The following is a 14,852-nucleotide window of genomic DNA, read 5'->3' as shown; positions in this document are numbered from 1 at the left end:
GAAACTAGGATGCCTCGTAGTCTCAAGAAGGGTCCGTTCGTCGACGAACACCTCCTCGCGAAGGTGGACGTGCAGAACGACAAGGGCACTCATCAGGTCATCAAGACCTGGTCGCGTCGCTCGACGATCCTGCCCGATTTCATCGGCCACACGTTCGCCGTCCACGACGGCCGCAAGCATGTGCCCGTGTTCGTGTCCGACTCGATGGTGGGTCACAAGCTCGGCGAGTTCGCGCCGACGCGCACGTTCAAGGGGCACATCAAGGACGATCGGAAGAGTAAGCGTCGATGAGCACTGACACCCAGAAGAACGAAGCGCAGGCCGAGCAGAAGCTCACCGCCCGCGCCACCGCTAAGTTCGTCCGCGTGACGCCCATGAAGGCGCGTCGCGTGATCGACCTGGTCCGGGGCAAGGACGCCTCTGACGCGCTGGACATCCTGCGGTTCGCCCCGCAGGCCGCCAGCGAGCCGGTCGCCAAGGTTCTGGCGTCGGCTATCGCGAACGCCGAGAACAACCTGGATCTGGATCCCCGGACCCTGGTCGTCACCACGGCGTACGCCGACGAGGGGCCGACCCTGAAGCGGTTCCGTCCGCGCGCCCAGGGCCGGGCCTTCCGCGTGCGGAAGCGCACGAGCCACATCACCGTCGAGGTGACCAGCGTGCCCGAGAAGGCCGGGTCCGGCCGGGGACGTCGTAACCAGGGAGGTGCCCGCTAAATGGGACAGAAGATCCATCCGCACGGCTTCCGTCTGGGCATCACCTCGGACTGGACGTCCAAGTGGTTCGCCGATAAGCAGTACGCCGACTACGTGTCCGAGGACATCAAGATCCGCCAGCTCCTGTCGAAGGGCATGGAGCGTGCCGGCATCTCGGGCGTGGACATCTCGCGTACCCGTGACCGGGTCCACGTGGACATCCACACCGCCCGTCCCGGCATCGTGATCGGTCGTCGTGGCGCCGAGGCCGACCGCCTGCGTGGCGAGCTCGAGAAGCTCACCGGCAAGCAGGTCCACCTCAACATCCTCGAGATCAAGAACACCGAGGCCGACGCCCAGCTCGTTGCCCAGGGCATCGCCGAGCAGCTGTCCAACCGCGTGGCCTTCCGCCGCGCGATGCGCAAGGGCATCCAGTCCGCCATGCGCCAGCCGCAGGTCAAGGGCATCAAGGTGGTCTGCTCGGGTCGTCTCGGCGGTGCCGAGATGTCCCGTTCGGAGCGCTACCACGAGGGTCGCGTCCCGCTCCACACCCTCCGTGCCGAGATCGACTACGGCACGTACGAGGCCAAGACGACCTTCGGTCGCATCGGCGTCAAGGTGTGGATCTACAAGGGCGACGTCGTGGGCGGTCGCCGCGAGTCCGACCAGTACGCCCAGTCCAGCAACCGCGGGGGCGCTGACCGTGGCCCGCGCCGCGAGCGTGGTGCCGGCCGGCCCCGTCGCTCCGGCGCCCAGGGCACCACGGCCACCAGCACCGAGACCGGCCGCGCCGGCTCGGCTGCCCCGGCCGAGGCGCCCACAGAAAACAAGGAGGCCTGACCGTGCTGATCCCGAAGCGCGTCAAGCACCGCAAGCAGCACCACCCCGGCCGCAGCGGTGCGGCCAAGGGCGGCACCAAGGTGACGTTCGGTGACTACGGCATCCAGGCCCTCGAGCCGGCCTACGTCACCAACCGTCAGATCGAGTCCGCTCGTATCGCCATCAACCGCCATATCAAGCGTGGTGGCAAGGTCTGGATCAACATCTACCCGGACCGTCCTCTGACCAAGAAGCCCGCCGAGGTCCGCATGGGTTCCGGTAAGGGGTCGGTCGAGTGGTGGGTCGCCAACGTCAAGCCGGGACGCATCCTCTTCGAGATGTCGTACCCGAACGAGGAGACCGCTCGCGAGGCGCTTCGCCGCGCGCAGCACAAGCTCCCCTGTAAGACCCGCATCGTGACCCGGGAGGAGCAGTTCTGATGGCTAGTGGAACCACCGCCCCCGAGCTGCGCGAGCTCGACGCGGAAGCGCTGACCGCGCGTCTGCGTGAGGCCAAGGAAGAGCTGTTCAACCTGCGCTTCCAGATGGCCACCGGTCAGCTGACCAACAACCGTCGCCTGCGTGTCGTCCGTCACGACATCGCTCGCATCTACACCGTCATGCGCGAGCGCGAGCTCGGGCTGTCGGCGGCGCCGGGTGATGCCAAGTGAGTGACAAGGAAGCAGTTGTGACTGAGTCCAACGAGAACACCGAGCGCAACAGCCGCAAGGTGCGGATCGGGTACGTCGTGTCCGACAAGATGGAGAAGACCATCGTCGTCGAGCTCGAGGACCGCGTGAAGCACCCGCTGTACGGCAAGATCATGCGTCGTACGGAGCGCGTCAAGGCGCACGACGAGACCAACACCGCCGGTGTCGGCGACCGCGTGCGGATCATGGAGACCCGCCCGCTGTCCGCCTCGAAGCGGTACCGCCTCGTGGAGGTCCTGGAGCGCGCCAAGTAGGTCCGCCCCGCTCCACACGAGCAACCCGCCCCTGGGATTCCCGGGGGCGGGTTGTTCGCATTTGTCACATGAGTAGACGCTGATACGACGGGGAACGTACTGTGTCATCGGCCCGGGTACGGACCGGAGCCTCACACACGACAGCGACATCGCCCAGCCAGGACAGGACGCCACATGACCGTACGAGTGGATAATCACCAGCGGAAGGAAGTGCGAGCCGGGGCCGCCCGCGGATTGCGCGCCCTCGCCGCGTCGGCAGCCGCGGTGGCTCTGATCGCCGGCGGGGCCGTGCCGGCCGCCGCGCAGAGCCCCGACGCCGGATCGATCGGGCCGGGGTCCGTCGACCCTGCGTCCCTGGCGCCGAGCGTCGTGCCCGGGAGCCTGTTCGGGGTACCGTCGCTGAGTATTGCCGCCTCGACCCATCTCGGCGCGCCGATCCCGTTGACGGGCGTCCTCGGATCACTCGCGGACGCCGGGTCCGGGGATTTCGCTCGGCCCGGCAGCTCGCTGCCGCCCGGGCAGCCGATAGCGGTCCGCGACAAGTCGATCACCCGGTCCGAGGTGCGGAGCATAGATCCGCTCTTCCCCGCGTCCCCACACGAGGTCGACGGGCGCGCCGAGGTCTGGACGGTCACGTCGGCGACGATGCAGCGGGTCGTGCGGGTGGAGGTCTACCGCGCTCCCGCGGGCGTCGACGCCCCCAACGTCTACTTCCTCGACGGTGTGGGCAGCGAGTCCCCCTCGGGCTGGAGCGGTGGCATGGGCTGGGGCGATCCGGCCGTGCGCGACCTCGACGTCAACGTGATCGCGCCGACCGGCGCTCCGTCATCGATGTGGTCCGACTGGCGGACCGACGATCCGGTCCTCGGCCCCAACAGCTGGGAGACGTTCCTGACCGAGGAGCTGCCGCCGCTGCTCGAGCAGGGTCTCGAAGGCACCGCCGACGGGCTCGCGCACAACGGGGACTGGGGCGTGTTGGGCGTCTCGATGGGGGCGGCGTCGGCGCTCCACCTGGCCAACTCCACTCCGGAGATGTTCAGCGGGGCCGGGGGAGTGTCGGGTGCCTATTCGACACTGGACGAGCTCGGGTACCAGTACGCCCGTCTGACCGTGGCCGCCCGCCACGGTGAGGTGACCAACATGTGGGGACCACGGGGATCGCAGGCGTGGGAGGACCACGACACGGTCGCCGACCCGAGCGGGCTGGCCGGACAGTCCGTGTTCCTCAGCGCTGCCACCGGGCTCGTCGGATCGACCGAGCTGGGGTACTTCGGGAGTAACGAAGTCGTGCTGCTCGACGGCCACATCCTCGAGAAGGGGTCCTACGAGAGCACCCGCGCGCTCGAGGGCGCACTGCGCGGGGTCCCGGATGTCGATCTGCAGGTCGTCTACATGGACGCCGGTATCCACAACTGGCCGGCCTTCGTCCCACAGATGCTTCCGGGCCTGCGGCACATCCTCTCCGGCCTCGCGCCCGCCGTTCCCAATTCGCGCGCCACGACCGGGGGAGTGGCCGACCGCGAGAACGGCCCACTGGGTTCGCTGGGGTCGACCAGCTCGACCAGCTCGACCGGCTCGGCCGGCTCGACCGGCTCTTCGGGCGCGACGGGTTCCGCCGGCTCGTCCGGTTCCTCCGGGTCGCTCCGCTCGGTCGGCGCCGGGTCGGCGGGGTCAGGGGGTAGCTGACCGGGATTTGGGCCGCGCAGGGGCCGCACCCTACACTGGAACAGTTGCCCGAGCTGTCGCGTACCTTTCGCGCGCCCGGGCGGCATGACCGCGTGTGTCGGGTCGGTATCCGGCACACATCGAACAGACCTGGTCAGGAGAACCATGATCCAGCAGGAGTCGCGGCTGAAGGTCGCCGACAACACGGGTGCCAAGGAGATTCTCTGCATCCGCGTTCTCGGCGGGTCCAAGCGTCGCTACGCGGGCGTGGGCGACATCATCGTCGCCACCGTCAAGGACGCCATCCCCGGCGGCAACGTCAAGAAGGGTGAGGTCGTCAAGGCCGTCATCGTGCGAACCGCCAAGGAGCGCCGTCGCCCGGACGGGTCGTACATCAAGTTCGACGAGAACGCCGCCGTCATCATCAAGAACGACAACGACCCGCGCGGCACGCGCATCTTCGGGCCCGTCGGCCGCGAGCTGCGCGACAAGAAGTTCATGCGCATCGTCTCGCTGGCTCCGGAGGTGCTCTGACATGAAGGTTCACAAGGGCGACACCGTGCTCGTCATCTCGGGCAAGGACAAGGGCGCGAAGGGCAAGGTCATCCAGGCCTACCCCGCGCAGGAGAAGGTCCTCGTCGAGGGCGTCAACCGCATCAAGAAGCACACCTCCAACTCGGCTGCCGAGCGTGGCGCCTCCTCCGGTGGCATCGTCACCCAGGAGGCCCCGATCCACGTGTCCAACGTGATGGTCGTGGACGCCGACGGCACCCCGACCCGGGTGGGAATCCGCACCGACGAGAACGGCAAGCGCGTCCGTGTCTCGCGTAAGACCGGGAAGGACCTGTGACCATGACCGAGACCGCACTTCCCTCCGGCTACACCCCGCGCCTCAAGGCGAAGTACCGCAACGAGATCAAGCCGGCCCTGAACGAGACGTTCGAGTACACGAACGTCATGCAGATCCCGGGCGTCGTCAAGGTCGTCGTCAACATGGGCGTGGGCGACGCCGCTCGCGATGCCAAGCTCATCAACGGCGCGATCAACGACCTCACCCTGATCACCGGTCAGAAGCCCGAGGTCCGCCGGGCCCGCAAGTCCATCGCGCAGTTCAAGCTGCGTGAGGGCATGCCCATCGGTGCGCGCGTCACCCTGCGTGGCGATCGCATGTGGGAGTTCCTGGACCGTCTGACCACGGTCGCCCTGCCGCGTATCCGCGACTTCCGCGGCCTCTCCGGCAAGCAGTTCGACGGCCACGGCAACTACACCTTCGGTCTCAACGAGCAGACGATGTTCTACGAGATCGACGTCGACAAGGTCGATCGTCCGCGTGGTATGGACATCACCGTCGTCACCACCGCGACGAACGACGAAGAGGGCCGGGCGCTGCTCAAGCAGCTCGGTTTCCCCTTCAAGGAGAACTGAGCCTCTCCTGCCAGGCCGGACCGGCCGTCCTCGCCGGGGCACCGCACCGCGGATCCCCGGCGACGGGCAGACGGCCCAGTCGTCTGGTCGTGAACAGTGAGAAGAGCACTGTGAACGGCGGGACACCCGAGCGCCCCACGGGGAGCCGGATCCCACACAAGAGAACATTCGCACTCTTCGTGATAGGCCCACGACGTTCGCGGGCGACCCACAGGTCGCCGGAGGGACGTGTTGCATGGGAACCGTTACGAGAAAGGAACATGGTCCATCCATGTCGATGACCGATCCCATCGCGGACATGCTGACGCGTGTGCGTAACGCCAACTCGGCGTTCCACGACACCGTGTCGATGCCGCATTCCAAGCTCAAGGGCAACATCGCGGCGATCCTCAAGCAGGAGGGTTACATCGCCGACTACGCCGTCTCCGACGCCGAGGTGGGCAAGAAGCTCACCATCGATCTGAAGTACGGCCCGTCCCGCCAGCGGAGCATCCAGGGCATCAAGCGCATCTCGAAGCCGGGTCTGCGCGTGTACGCCAAGTCCACCGAACTGCCCAAGGTCCTCGGCGGACTGGGCGTCGCGATCATCTCGACGTCCCAGGGTCTGCTCACCGACCGTCAGGCGAACAACAAGAAGGTGGGCGGGGAAGTCCTCGCCTACGTCTGGTAAGGGGGCGACGAAATGTCACGTATCGGCAAGGCTCCGATCACAGTCCCGTCCGGTGTCGACATCAAGGTCGACGGCCAGACCATCACGGTCAAGGGCCCCAAGGGTGAGCTCACCCAGGTGCTGCCCGAGCCCATCTCGGTGACCATCGAGGACAACACCATCACGGTGAACCGCCCCGACGACCACCGCGACAACCGCTCCCTGCACGGCCTCTCCCGCTCGCTGGTCAACAACATGGTCGTGGGCGTGACCGAGGGTTACAAGCAGGACATGGAGATCTTCGGCGTCGGTTACCGCGTCGTGGCCAAGGGCTCGGACCTCGAGTTCGCCCTCGGTTACTCGCACCCGGTTCCGGTCGCCGCCCCGGCGGGCATCACGTTCGCCGTCGATGGTGCGACCAAGTTCTCGATCTCCGGTATCGACAAGCAGCAGGTGGGCCAGATCGCCGCCAACATCAAGCGACTGCGGAAGCACGACCCGTACAAGGGCAAGGGCATCCGCTACGCCGGCGAGCAGGTCCGTCGCAAGGTCGGAAAGACGGGTAAGTGATCATGAGCAGCACCAAGAAGCGTTCCCCGCTGGGAACCGACGCCTCGACCGCACGTCGCGAGGGTCGCGCCCGGCGCCATTACCGCCTCCGCAAGAAGGTCTCCGGCACGCCGGAGCGCCCGCGGTTGGTCGTCAACCGCTCCTCGCGCCACATCCACGCCCAGATCGTCGACGACCTGGCGGGCCGTACGCTCGCCGCCGCGTCGACCATCGAGGCCGATGTGCGGTCTCTCGAGGGCGACAAGAAGGCCCGCAGCGCGAAGGTCGGCCAGCTCCTGGCCGAGCGCGCCAAGGCCGCCGGCATCGACGCCGTCGTGTTCGACCGTGGTGGCAACAAGTACCACGGGCGGATCGCGTCGCTCGCCGACGCCGCCCGCGAGGGTGGGCTGGAGTTCTGATGATCAACACCACTGCACTGACCGCTAATGGAAGGACCGTCTGATGCCGGGACGTCAGCGTCGTGACGGCGGAGGCAACGGACCCGCCGCAGACAACAAGAACACCAACGACAACGCCCAGGGGCGCGGCGGCGACCGCGGCCGCGGGCGGGGCCGCGACGACCGTCGTGGCCGCCACGACGACGAGAAGTCGCAGTACATCGAGCGCGTCGTCACCATCAACCGCGTCTCCAAGGTCGTGAAGGGCGGTCGGCGTTTCAGCTTCACCGCGCTCGTGATCCTCGGTGACGGCAACGGCATGGTCGGCGTCGGCTACGGCAAGGCCAAGGAAGTTCCCGCGGCCATCCAGAAGGGCAATGAGGAGGCCCGGAAGAACTTCTTCCGCGTCCCGCTCATCGGCTCCACCATCCCGCACCCCATCCAGGGTGAGGCCGCCGCCGGCGTCGTCATGCTGCGTCCGGCGTCCCCGGGTACCGGTGTCATCGCCGGTGGCGCCGCCCGCGCCGTGCTCGAGGCCGCCGGCGTCAACGACATCCTGTGCAAGTCGCTCGGGTCGGACAACGCCATCAACGTCGTTCACGCGACCGTGGCCGCCCTCAAGGGTCTGCACCGTCCGGAGGAGGTCGCGGCCCGTCGCGGCCTGCCGATCGAGGACGTCGCGCCCGCGGGCATGCTCCGCGCGCGTGCCGGACAGGGGGCCTGACCATGGCGAACCTCAAGATCACCCAGGTCCGTGGGACCGTCGGGACCAAGAAGAACCAGCGGGACTCCCTGCGTACGCTCGGCCTCAAGGGCATCCGGAAGTCGGTCGTGCGTGAGGACAACGCGCAGACCCGGGGTCTCATCAACGTCGTGAACCACCTCGTCGTGGTCGAAGAGACGGAGTGAGAATGACCATCAAGTTGCACCACCTGCGTCCCGCGCCGGGCGCCCACACCGACAAGATCCGCGTTGGTCGCGGTGAAGGCGGCAAGCGGGGCAAGACGGCCGGTCGCGGTACCAAGGGCACCAAGGCGCGTAAGAACGTCCCCGCGGCGTTCGAGGGCGGCCAGATGCCGATCCACATGCGGCTCCCGAAGCTCAAGGGCTTCAAGAACCGCAACAAGGTCGTCTTCCAGGTCGTCAATGTGTCCGACATCCAGCGGCTGTTCCCCAACGGCGGCGAGATCGGCGTGGCCGAGCTCGTCGACGCGGGCGCTGTCCGCAAGAACCAGCCGGTCAAGGTTCTCGGTGACGGGGAGATCTCCGTCGCCGTCACCCTGACCGTCGACAAGGTCTCCGCGTCGGCCAAGAGCAAGATCGAGGCCGCCGGCGGAAGCGTGTCGGAGGCCGGGGCCTGATCCCCGGCCGGCCCCTCGCGGGCCGCTGAGGTGCGCAGGGGTCGGGTCCGAGAGTCTCGGATCCGGCCCCTGCCCTCGTCTTGATAGAGTTTTCCCGTTGTGCGCTCCGGGCCCGGCGACCGCCGTGCGGTCCATCCGACCCGCTCCCGGCGCATCTGCTTTCGACGACCGGCGGCCCACAGCCGACCACGACCAGGAGGACATGTGCTCTCCGCACTCGCGTCCGCGATCAAGGACCGGGACCTGAGGAAGAAGATCCTCTTCACCCTCGGGATCATCATCCTCTACCGGATCGGCGCGCAGATCCCGTCGCCCGGCGTCGACTACCCCAAGCTGCGCGGCCTGCTCGACACCGCGATGACCGGGGACAACGCCCAGTTGTACTCCCTGGTCAACCTGTTCTCCGGTGGCGCGCTGCTGCAGCTGTCCGTCTTCGCGATCGGCATCATGCCGTTCATCACGGCGAGCATCATCGTCCAGCTGCTCACCGTGGTCATCCCCTACTTCGAGCAGCTGAAGAAGGAGGGGCAGTCCGGCCAGGCCAAGATGACGCAGTACACGCGCTATCTGACCATCGCGCTGGCCGTGCTCCAGTCCGCCGGCATCGTCGCGTTGGCCGACCGGGGACAGCTCCTCGGTAACGGGCAGTCCGTCCTCATGGACGACGACGTGCTCACGCTCGTCACGATCGTGATCGTCATGACGGCCGGCGCGGCCCTCGTGATGTGGTTCGGCGAGCTCATCACCGACCGCGGCGTCGGCAACGGCATGTCGCTGCTCATCTTCGCCGGCATCGCGTCCCGCATCCCCGCCGAGGGCGTGAACATCTATCAGAACTCGTCGACCATGAAGTTCGCCGCGGTCATGTTCGCGGTGGTGCTCATCGTCGTCGCCGTCGTCTTCGTCGAGCAGGGGCAGCGGCGGATCCCCGTCCAGTACGCCAAGCGGATGGTCGGTCGCCGTCAGTACGGCGGGACCTCGACCTACCTGCCGCTGAAGGTCAACCAGGCGGGCGTCATCCCCGTGATCTTCGCGTCGTCGCTCATGTACGTGCCGATCCTCATCACCCAGCTGGTGCAGGGCCCCGAGCCGTCGGGCGACGGGTTCTGGCAGCGCTACGTGATGCAGTACCTCCAGAACCCGTCGAGCTGGGGCTACATCGTCCTGTACTTCGCCCTCATCATCTTCTTCGCGTACTTCTACGTGGCCATCCAGTTCGATCCGATGGAGCAGGCCGAGAACATGAAGAAGTACGGCGGCTTCATCCCGGGGATCCGGCCCGGCCGTCCGACCGCCGAGTACCTGGGCTACGTCCTCAACCGGATCCTGCTCTTCGGCTCGCTGTACCTCGGCCTCATCGCCGTGCTCCCGAACATCTTCCTCGACATGGGCAGCGGGGGTGGCGACATGCAGAACATGCCGTTCGGCGGCACCGCCGTGCTCATCATGGTCTCCGTGGGCCTCGACACCGTGAAGCAGATCGAAGCCCAGTTGATGCAGCGCAACTACGAGGGCTTCCTCAAGTAGCCGCGGCCTCGTCCGAGCAACCCCACTGTAGAAAGGCTGGTCCCCACCATGCGTCTCGTCCTCCTCGGCCCTCCCGGTGCCGGTAAGGGAACCCAGGCGGCTCTGTTGTCGGAGAAGCTCGGCGTGCCCCACATCTCGACCGGTGACCTCTTCCGCGCCAACATCTCCCAGGGCACCGACCTGGGCAAGGAGGCGAAGGGGTACATCGACGCCGGCAACCTGGTCCCCGCGGAGGTGACCAACCGCATGGTCAAGGCCCGGATCGCCGAGCCCGACGCCGAGGAGGGCTTCCTGCTCGACGGGTACCCGCGCAGCGTCGCGCAGGCGGACGCCCTCAAGGAGATGCTCTCCGAGGCGGGGTGCTCCCTCGACGCGGTGCTGGAGTTCAAGGTCGACGACGACACGGTGGTCCAGCGGATGCTCGCCCGTGGTCGCGAGGACGACACCGAGGACGTCATCCGGAATCGCATGTCCGTGTACCGGTCCGAGACCGCCCCTCTGCTCGAGTACTACGCGGGCGACGTCAAGAGCATCGACGCCGTCGGTGAGGTCGAGGAGATCAACGCCCGCGCGCTCGCCGCGCTGGGTCGCTGACGCCCGCCGTGTTCGGCCGGTCGCGCAAGGGCGTCGTCACCGCTCGCACTGCAGGGGAGTTGGACGCGATGGAGGCGGCGGGGCGCATCGTCGGCCGCACGCTCATCGCGGTCCGGGACGCCGCCGTCCCGGGCGCGACGACAGGTGATCTCGACGAGGTCGCGGAGCAGTTGATCCGCGAGGCCGGGGCCATACCGTCCTTCAAGGGGTACGAGGGATTCCCGGGCTCCATCTGTTCCTCGGTCAACGAGGTCGTGGTGCACGGGATCCCCGGTCCGGGCACGGTGCTGCGCGAAGGCGACCTCGTCTCGATCGACTGCGGCGCCATCCTCGAGGGATGGCACGGTGACTCGGCGTGGACGTTCGGCGTGGGTTCCCTCGCGCCCGATGTCGCCGCCCTCAACGACGCGACACGTGAGGTCCTCGAGGTGGGCATGCGCGCGATGCTCCCGGGGAACAGGTTGACCGACGTGTCGCACGCGCTCGAGGTGGCCACCCGGCGGGCCGAGGAACGGCACGGCGTCTCACTCGGGATCGTCGACGGTTTCGGCGGCCACGGCATCGGCCGTGAGATGCACGAATGGCCGTTCCTCGCCAACGAGGGCAAGCCCGGTAGGGGACCGCGCCTCCAGGAGGGGTCGGTCCTGGCGATCGAGCCGATGCTGGTTCTCGGCGGAGAGACCGACACGCGGACCCTGTCGGATGACTGGACGGTCGTCACCGTCGACGGCTCGCCGGCCTCGCACTGGGAACACACCGTCGCCGTCACAGCGGACGGGCCCCGGATCCTCACCCCCCGTCCACTCGGCTGAGGCGGGTCGTCCCGCGCCCCGGAGGGCGCAGGCCGGCCCGGGGGCCGGCGTCGCTCGGGCCCGGGGGGCCGGCCGCGGACGACCGCGGTCGGGTTAGCATGTTCTCTCGGTTCAGATCGGCCTGAAAGGTCAGGGCATGCCAACACCCGTCCGCGTTCCCCGGGAACTCCCCACGTCAGTGCGTCCCGCGGTCGCGGTCCTGGTGATGCTCTCCCTCGTGCTAGCGCAGGCCCTGCTCGTAACGCAGGGAGCCGCCGCACAATCCGTTGCGGAGGGCGGCGCGGGGTCGATCGCGGAGGACCCGCAGCCCGGACCCTTCTACCACGCTGACCCGCAGGCGCTCGCGGATGCGGCGCCGGGCCGGGTCATCAACTCCAGGACCGTGACGATGCCGGTATTCCTCGGGTACGGCGTCACCGAGATCGCGTACCGGTCCACGGACACTCGGGACCGGCCGCTGCTGGCCACCGCGACCGTGGTCCGGCCCCATCACGCCCGCCCCGACGGCCCGGTCCTGAGCTACCAGCACTACCTCAACGCGTTGGGGCAGCGGTGTGCGCCCACCGAGACCCTCGTGCACCCCACCCTCGAGACCGTGCAGGACAACGCCATGGTCTTCCTCCGGTCCCGTCTGGACCAGGGCTGGACCGTCATCATCCCGGACCATCTGGGACCCAAGGTCGCATACCCGGGGGGACAGCTGTCCGGGCGCATCGTCCTCGACGGCATGCGGGCGGTGCGGGATGACCCTCGTTTCGATTCCCGGAACAGCCGGTTCGGCGCGCTGGGGTACTCGGGGGGCGGCATCGCCAGTGCCTGGGTCTCGCTCCTGCACGACGACTACGCCCCCGACGTGAACCTGGTGGGCGTTGCGAAGGGCGGCGTCCCGACGGACATGACCACGATGGCGCGGATGATCGGCAACCAGCCGCACCCGGCGTTCGGGTTGGCGTTCGCCGCCGCGGTGGGGATGGCCCGTGAGTACCCGGAAGCGATCCGTCTCGAGGAGAAGCTCACCCCTGACGGTTGGCATCTCTACCACCAGCTGAAGGGCCGGTGTACCGCGACGCTGCTGACCTTCGGCGCGTTCCGGTCGGTCCCGATGGTCCTGCGTGGCGGCGACCTCATGGCGGAGGAGGGGCTCATGCGCGCATTCGCCGAGAACAGCGTCCGCCTCAGTCCGGATGTGCCGCGGGTGCCGGTGTTCATGTGGCATTCCGGCACCGATCCTCTCGTGCCGTTCTGGGACGCGGAGGAGACGGCGAAGCGGTACTGCCGCGAGGGGGCGCCGGTCACCTGGGAACCCGGCCTTGCGCCCGAGCATCTGTTGGGCGCGGTGGAGAAGCTGCCGGCGGCCATGAACTGGCTACAGCAGCGGTTCGAGGGCGCCCCCGCCGGTCGCGCCTGCTACGTCTGACAGGTGGCCGGGCGGGCCGGTTCGTCGCGATTGGCGCTGACCAGCGACCTCGCGTAGGCTTATACGTCGGTGTGCCCACCAGTGCACCACAATCCGGTAGACGTCATCCGGGGAATCGTGGAGGACCGTAACCAGCATGGCAAAGAAAGACGGAGCCATCGAGGTCGAGGGCCGTGTCGTCGAGCCGTTGCCGAACGCAATGTTCCGCGTCGAGCTCGAGAACGGGCACAAGGTCCTCGCCCACATCAGCGGGAAGATGCGGCAGCACTACATCCGCATCCTCCCGGAGGATCGCGTGGTCGTGGAGCTCTCGCCCTACGACCTGACGCGTGGACGGATCGTCTACCGCTACAAGTAAAGACGCTCAACTCCCCGTACCAGCCGCCGCCTCCGCGAAAGGGGTCGGCGGGTTCGTACCCCCGGTTGCGGAGGCCGGGGCCCCGGACGGTTGCTCATCGAGAGATGACCATCCGGATCGGGGACGGTCGGGGAGCAGACCTACCGCACGACGAAAGAGATACGCCACATGGCACGCCTTGCCGGCGTCGATCTCCCACGCGACAAGCGCATGGAGATCGCGCTCACCTACATTTTCGGCATCGGTCGCACCCGGTCGCTGGAGATCCTGGAGCGTACGGGTATCAGCCCCGATCTGCGCACCAAGGACCTCTCCGACGAGCAGCTGACCGTCCTTCGTGACGACATCGAGGGCAACTACAAGGTGGAGGGTGACCTCCGCCGCGAGATCCAGGGCGATATCCGCCGGAAGATCGAGATCGGTAGCTACCAGGGACTGCGTCACCGTCGTGGCCTGCCCGTCCGTGGTCAGCGCACCAAGACCAATGCCCGTACCCGTAAGGGTCCGAAGAAGACCGTCGCCGGAAAGAAGAAGTAATGCCCCCCAAGTCACGCGCTGCGGGCCCGAAGAAGACGGGCCGTCGCAAGGATAAGAAGAACGTGCCCCTGGGCCAGGCCCACATCAAGAGCACGTTCAACAACACCATCGTCTCGATCACCGACCCGTCCGGTGGCGTCCTCGCATGGGCGTCCTCCGGCCACGTCGGCTTCAAGGGCTCGCGTAAGTCGACGCCCTTCGCCGCCCAGCTCGCCGCCGAGAACGCGGCCCGCAAGGCGCAGGAGCACGGCGTCAAGAAGGTCGACGTGTTCGTCAAGGGCCCCGGCTCGGGACGTGAGACCGCGATCCGCTCCCTCCAGGCCGCCGGCCTCGAGGTGGGCACGATCTCCGATGTCACCCCCCAGCCCCACAACGGCTGTCGTCCGCCCAAGCGGCGTCGAGTCTGAGCCGGAAGGAACGCACTAGACCATGGCACGTTACACCGGCCCCGTCACCCGCAAGTCCCGCCGTCTCGGCGTGGACCTCGTGGGTGGAGACACCGCATTCGAACGTCGGCCCTTCCCGCCCGGTCATCACGGCCGTGCGCGGATCAAGGAGTCCGAGTACCGCACCCAGCTGCAGGAGAAGCAGAAGGCCCGCTTCACCTACGGCGTGATGGAGAAGCAGTTCCGTCGCTACTACGAGGAGGCCAACCGCCGCGCCGGTAAGACCGGTGAGAACCTCCTCCAGATCCTCGAGTCGCGGCTGGACAACGTCGTGTACCGCGCGGGTCTCGCGCGGACGCGCCGCCAGGCCCGTCAGCTCGTGGCGCACGGCCACTTCCTGGTCAACGACCAGAAGGTGACCATCCCGAGCTACCGCGTCTCGCAGTACGACATCATCGATGTCCGTCCCAAGTCCACCAAGATGGACTGGTTCGAGATCGCCCAGGAGACGCTCGGTGAGCGTCCCGTCCCGGCGTGGCTGCAGGTCGTCCCCACGACCCTGCGGATCCTCGTCCACCAGCTCCCCGAGCGCGCCCAGATCGAGGTGCCGCTGCAGGAGCAGCTGATCGTCGAGCTCTACTCGAAGTGATCTGTCCTCCCTCGTCGCCGGGCGGGCCGCACACCGCGGCCCGCCCGG

General features: G+C 67.7%; 24 protein-coding genes. All 24 read left to right on the top strand.

The window, feature by feature from the left end:
* Nucleotides 1–9: 9 nt before the first annotated feature.
* The 24 genes from rpsS (at nucleotide 10) to rpsD (ending at nucleotide 14,804) form a co-directional block, all read left to right on the top strand.
* Nucleotides 10–291, top strand: coding sequence for a 30S ribosomal protein S19 (gene rpsS, locus HMPREF3086_RS05850; protein ID WP_007628126.1), 282 nt, complete (start codon nucleotides 10–12; stop codon nucleotides 289–291).
* Nucleotides 288–716 carry a 50S ribosomal protein L22 gene (gene rplV, locus HMPREF3086_RS05845; RefSeq protein WP_007628124.1) on the top strand — a complete coding sequence of 143 codons (429 nt, stop codon included), beginning with the start codon at nucleotides 288–290 and terminating at the stop codon, nucleotides 714–716. Before rpsS ends, rplV begins: the two co-directional genes overlap by 4 nt.
* Complete coding sequence (gene rpsC, locus HMPREF3086_RS05840) at nucleotides 717–1,535, top strand: 30S ribosomal protein S3 (RefSeq protein ID WP_070720659.1); 819 nt, start codon at nucleotides 717–719, stop codon at nucleotides 1,533–1,535.
* Nucleotides 1,536–1,537: 2 nt separating this feature from the next.
* A complete protein-coding gene (gene rplP, locus HMPREF3086_RS05835) occupies nucleotides 1,538–1,954 on the top strand; it encodes a 50S ribosomal protein L16 (RefSeq protein WP_007628120.1) in 417 nt (138 codons plus the stop codon).
* Nucleotides 1,954–2,184, top strand: a complete 231-nt coding sequence (gene rpmC, locus HMPREF3086_RS05830; protein WP_007628118.1) for a 50S ribosomal protein L29 — start codon at nucleotides 1,954–1,956, stop codon at nucleotides 2,182–2,184. The genes rplP and rpmC overlap by 1 nt, the downstream gene beginning before the upstream one ends.
* Entirely contained in the window at nucleotides 2,181–2,477 is a 297-nt protein-coding gene (gene rpsQ / locus HMPREF3086_RS05825) for a 30S ribosomal protein S17 (RefSeq protein ID WP_174521529.1), read from the top strand. The genes rpmC and rpsQ overlap by 4 nt, the downstream gene beginning before the upstream one ends.
* A gap of 210 nt (nucleotides 2,478–2,687) precedes the next feature.
* Entirely contained in the window at nucleotides 2,688–4,163 is a 1,476-nt protein-coding gene (locus HMPREF3086_RS05820) for an alpha/beta hydrolase (protein WP_246830918.1), read from the top strand.
* Between the two features lie 144 nt (nucleotides 4,164–4,307).
* Nucleotides 4,308–4,676, top strand: a complete 369-nt coding sequence (gene rplN / locus HMPREF3086_RS05815) for a 50S ribosomal protein L14 (RefSeq protein ID WP_007628112.1) — start codon at nucleotides 4,308–4,310, stop codon at nucleotides 4,674–4,676.
* A 1-nt stretch (nucleotide 4,677) separates the two neighbouring features.
* Nucleotides 4,678–4,992, top strand: coding sequence for a 50S ribosomal protein L24 (gene rplX / locus HMPREF3086_RS05810; protein ID WP_070720656.1), 315 nt, complete (start codon nucleotides 4,678–4,680; stop codon nucleotides 4,990–4,992).
* Nucleotides 4,993–4,994: 2 nt separating this feature from the next.
* On the top strand, nucleotides 4,995–5,567 hold the full coding sequence (gene rplE / locus HMPREF3086_RS05805) for a 50S ribosomal protein L5 (RefSeq protein ID WP_063971884.1): 573 nt from the start codon (nucleotides 4,995–4,997) through the stop codon (nucleotides 5,565–5,567).
* Nucleotides 5,568–5,838: 271 nt separating this feature from the next.
* Nucleotides 5,839–6,237, top strand: coding sequence for a 30S ribosomal protein S8 (gene rpsH, locus HMPREF3086_RS05800; RefSeq protein WP_007628106.1), 399 nt, complete (start codon nucleotides 5,839–5,841; stop codon nucleotides 6,235–6,237).
* Nucleotides 6,238–6,249: 12 nt separating this feature from the next.
* A complete protein-coding gene (gene rplF / locus HMPREF3086_RS05795) occupies nucleotides 6,250–6,786 on the top strand; it encodes a 50S ribosomal protein L6 (protein WP_070720653.1) in 537 nt (178 codons plus the stop codon).
* A gap of 2 nt (nucleotides 6,787–6,788) precedes the next feature.
* Complete coding sequence (gene rplR / locus HMPREF3086_RS05790; RefSeq protein WP_007628102.1) at nucleotides 6,789–7,184, top strand: 50S ribosomal protein L18; 396 nt, start codon at nucleotides 6,789–6,791, stop codon at nucleotides 7,182–7,184.
* Between the two features lie 43 nt (nucleotides 7,185–7,227).
* The gene (rpsE, locus tag HMPREF3086_RS05785; RefSeq protein ID WP_007628100.1) at nucleotides 7,228–7,887 is read left to right on the top strand and encodes a 30S ribosomal protein S5; all 660 of its coding nucleotides are present in this window, start codon (nucleotides 7,228–7,230) and stop codon (nucleotides 7,885–7,887) included.
* A gap of 2 nt (nucleotides 7,888–7,889) precedes the next feature.
* Entirely contained in the window at nucleotides 7,890–8,072 is a 183-nt protein-coding gene (gene rpmD / locus HMPREF3086_RS05780) for a 50S ribosomal protein L30 (protein WP_007628098.1), read from the top strand.
* 2 nt (nucleotides 8,073–8,074) lie between these two features.
* On the top strand, nucleotides 8,075–8,524 hold the full coding sequence (rplO, locus tag HMPREF3086_RS05775) for a 50S ribosomal protein L15 (protein WP_007628096.1): 450 nt from the start codon (nucleotides 8,075–8,077) through the stop codon (nucleotides 8,522–8,524).
* A 204-nt stretch (nucleotides 8,525–8,728) separates the two neighbouring features.
* The gene (gene secY / locus HMPREF3086_RS05770) at nucleotides 8,729–10,051 is read left to right on the top strand and encodes a preprotein translocase subunit SecY (RefSeq protein WP_070720651.1); all 1,323 of its coding nucleotides are present in this window, start codon (nucleotides 8,729–8,731) and stop codon (nucleotides 10,049–10,051) included.
* Nucleotides 10,052–10,099: 48 nt separating this feature from the next.
* On the top strand, nucleotides 10,100–10,645 hold the full coding sequence (locus tag HMPREF3086_RS05765; protein ID WP_070720647.1) for an adenylate kinase: 546 nt from the start codon (nucleotides 10,100–10,102) through the stop codon (nucleotides 10,643–10,645).
* An 8-nt stretch (nucleotides 10,646–10,653) separates the two neighbouring features.
* Entirely contained in the window at nucleotides 10,654–11,457 is an 804-nt protein-coding gene (map, locus tag HMPREF3086_RS05760; protein WP_070720644.1) for a type I methionyl aminopeptidase, read from the top strand.
* A gap of 136 nt (nucleotides 11,458–11,593) precedes the next feature.
* On the top strand, nucleotides 11,594–12,874 hold the full coding sequence (locus HMPREF3086_RS05755) for a lipase family protein (protein ID WP_082767653.1): 1,281 nt from the start codon (nucleotides 11,594–11,596) through the stop codon (nucleotides 12,872–12,874).
* A gap of 136 nt (nucleotides 12,875–13,010) precedes the next feature.
* Entirely contained in the window at nucleotides 13,011–13,232 is a 222-nt protein-coding gene (gene infA / locus HMPREF3086_RS05750) for a translation initiation factor IF-1 (RefSeq protein ID WP_010541191.1), read from the top strand.
* Between the two features lie 168 nt (nucleotides 13,233–13,400).
* Complete coding sequence (gene rpsM, locus HMPREF3086_RS05745; RefSeq protein WP_061228302.1) at nucleotides 13,401–13,769, top strand: 30S ribosomal protein S13; 369 nt, start codon at nucleotides 13,401–13,403, stop codon at nucleotides 13,767–13,769.
* Nucleotides 13,769–14,176: a 30S ribosomal protein S11 gene (rpsK, locus tag HMPREF3086_RS05740; RefSeq protein WP_043566757.1), complete on the top strand. Its 408-nt coding sequence runs from the start codon at nucleotides 13,769–13,771 to the stop codon at nucleotides 14,174–14,176. Before rpsM ends, rpsK begins: the two co-directional genes overlap by 1 nt.
* 22 nt (nucleotides 14,177–14,198) lie before the next feature.
* Complete coding sequence (rpsD, locus tag HMPREF3086_RS05735; protein ID WP_007628084.1) at nucleotides 14,199–14,804, top strand: 30S ribosomal protein S4; 606 nt, start codon at nucleotides 14,199–14,201, stop codon at nucleotides 14,802–14,804.
* Nucleotides 14,805–14,852 lie beyond the last annotated feature (48 nt).

It is taken from the genome of Dietzia sp. HMSC21D01, from assembly GCF_001815995.1.
Lineage (GTDB): Bacteria > Actinomycetota > Actinomycetes > Mycobacteriales > Mycobacteriaceae > Dietzia > Dietzia cinnamea.
This window is presented reverse-complemented; position numbering and strand designations above follow the sequence as displayed.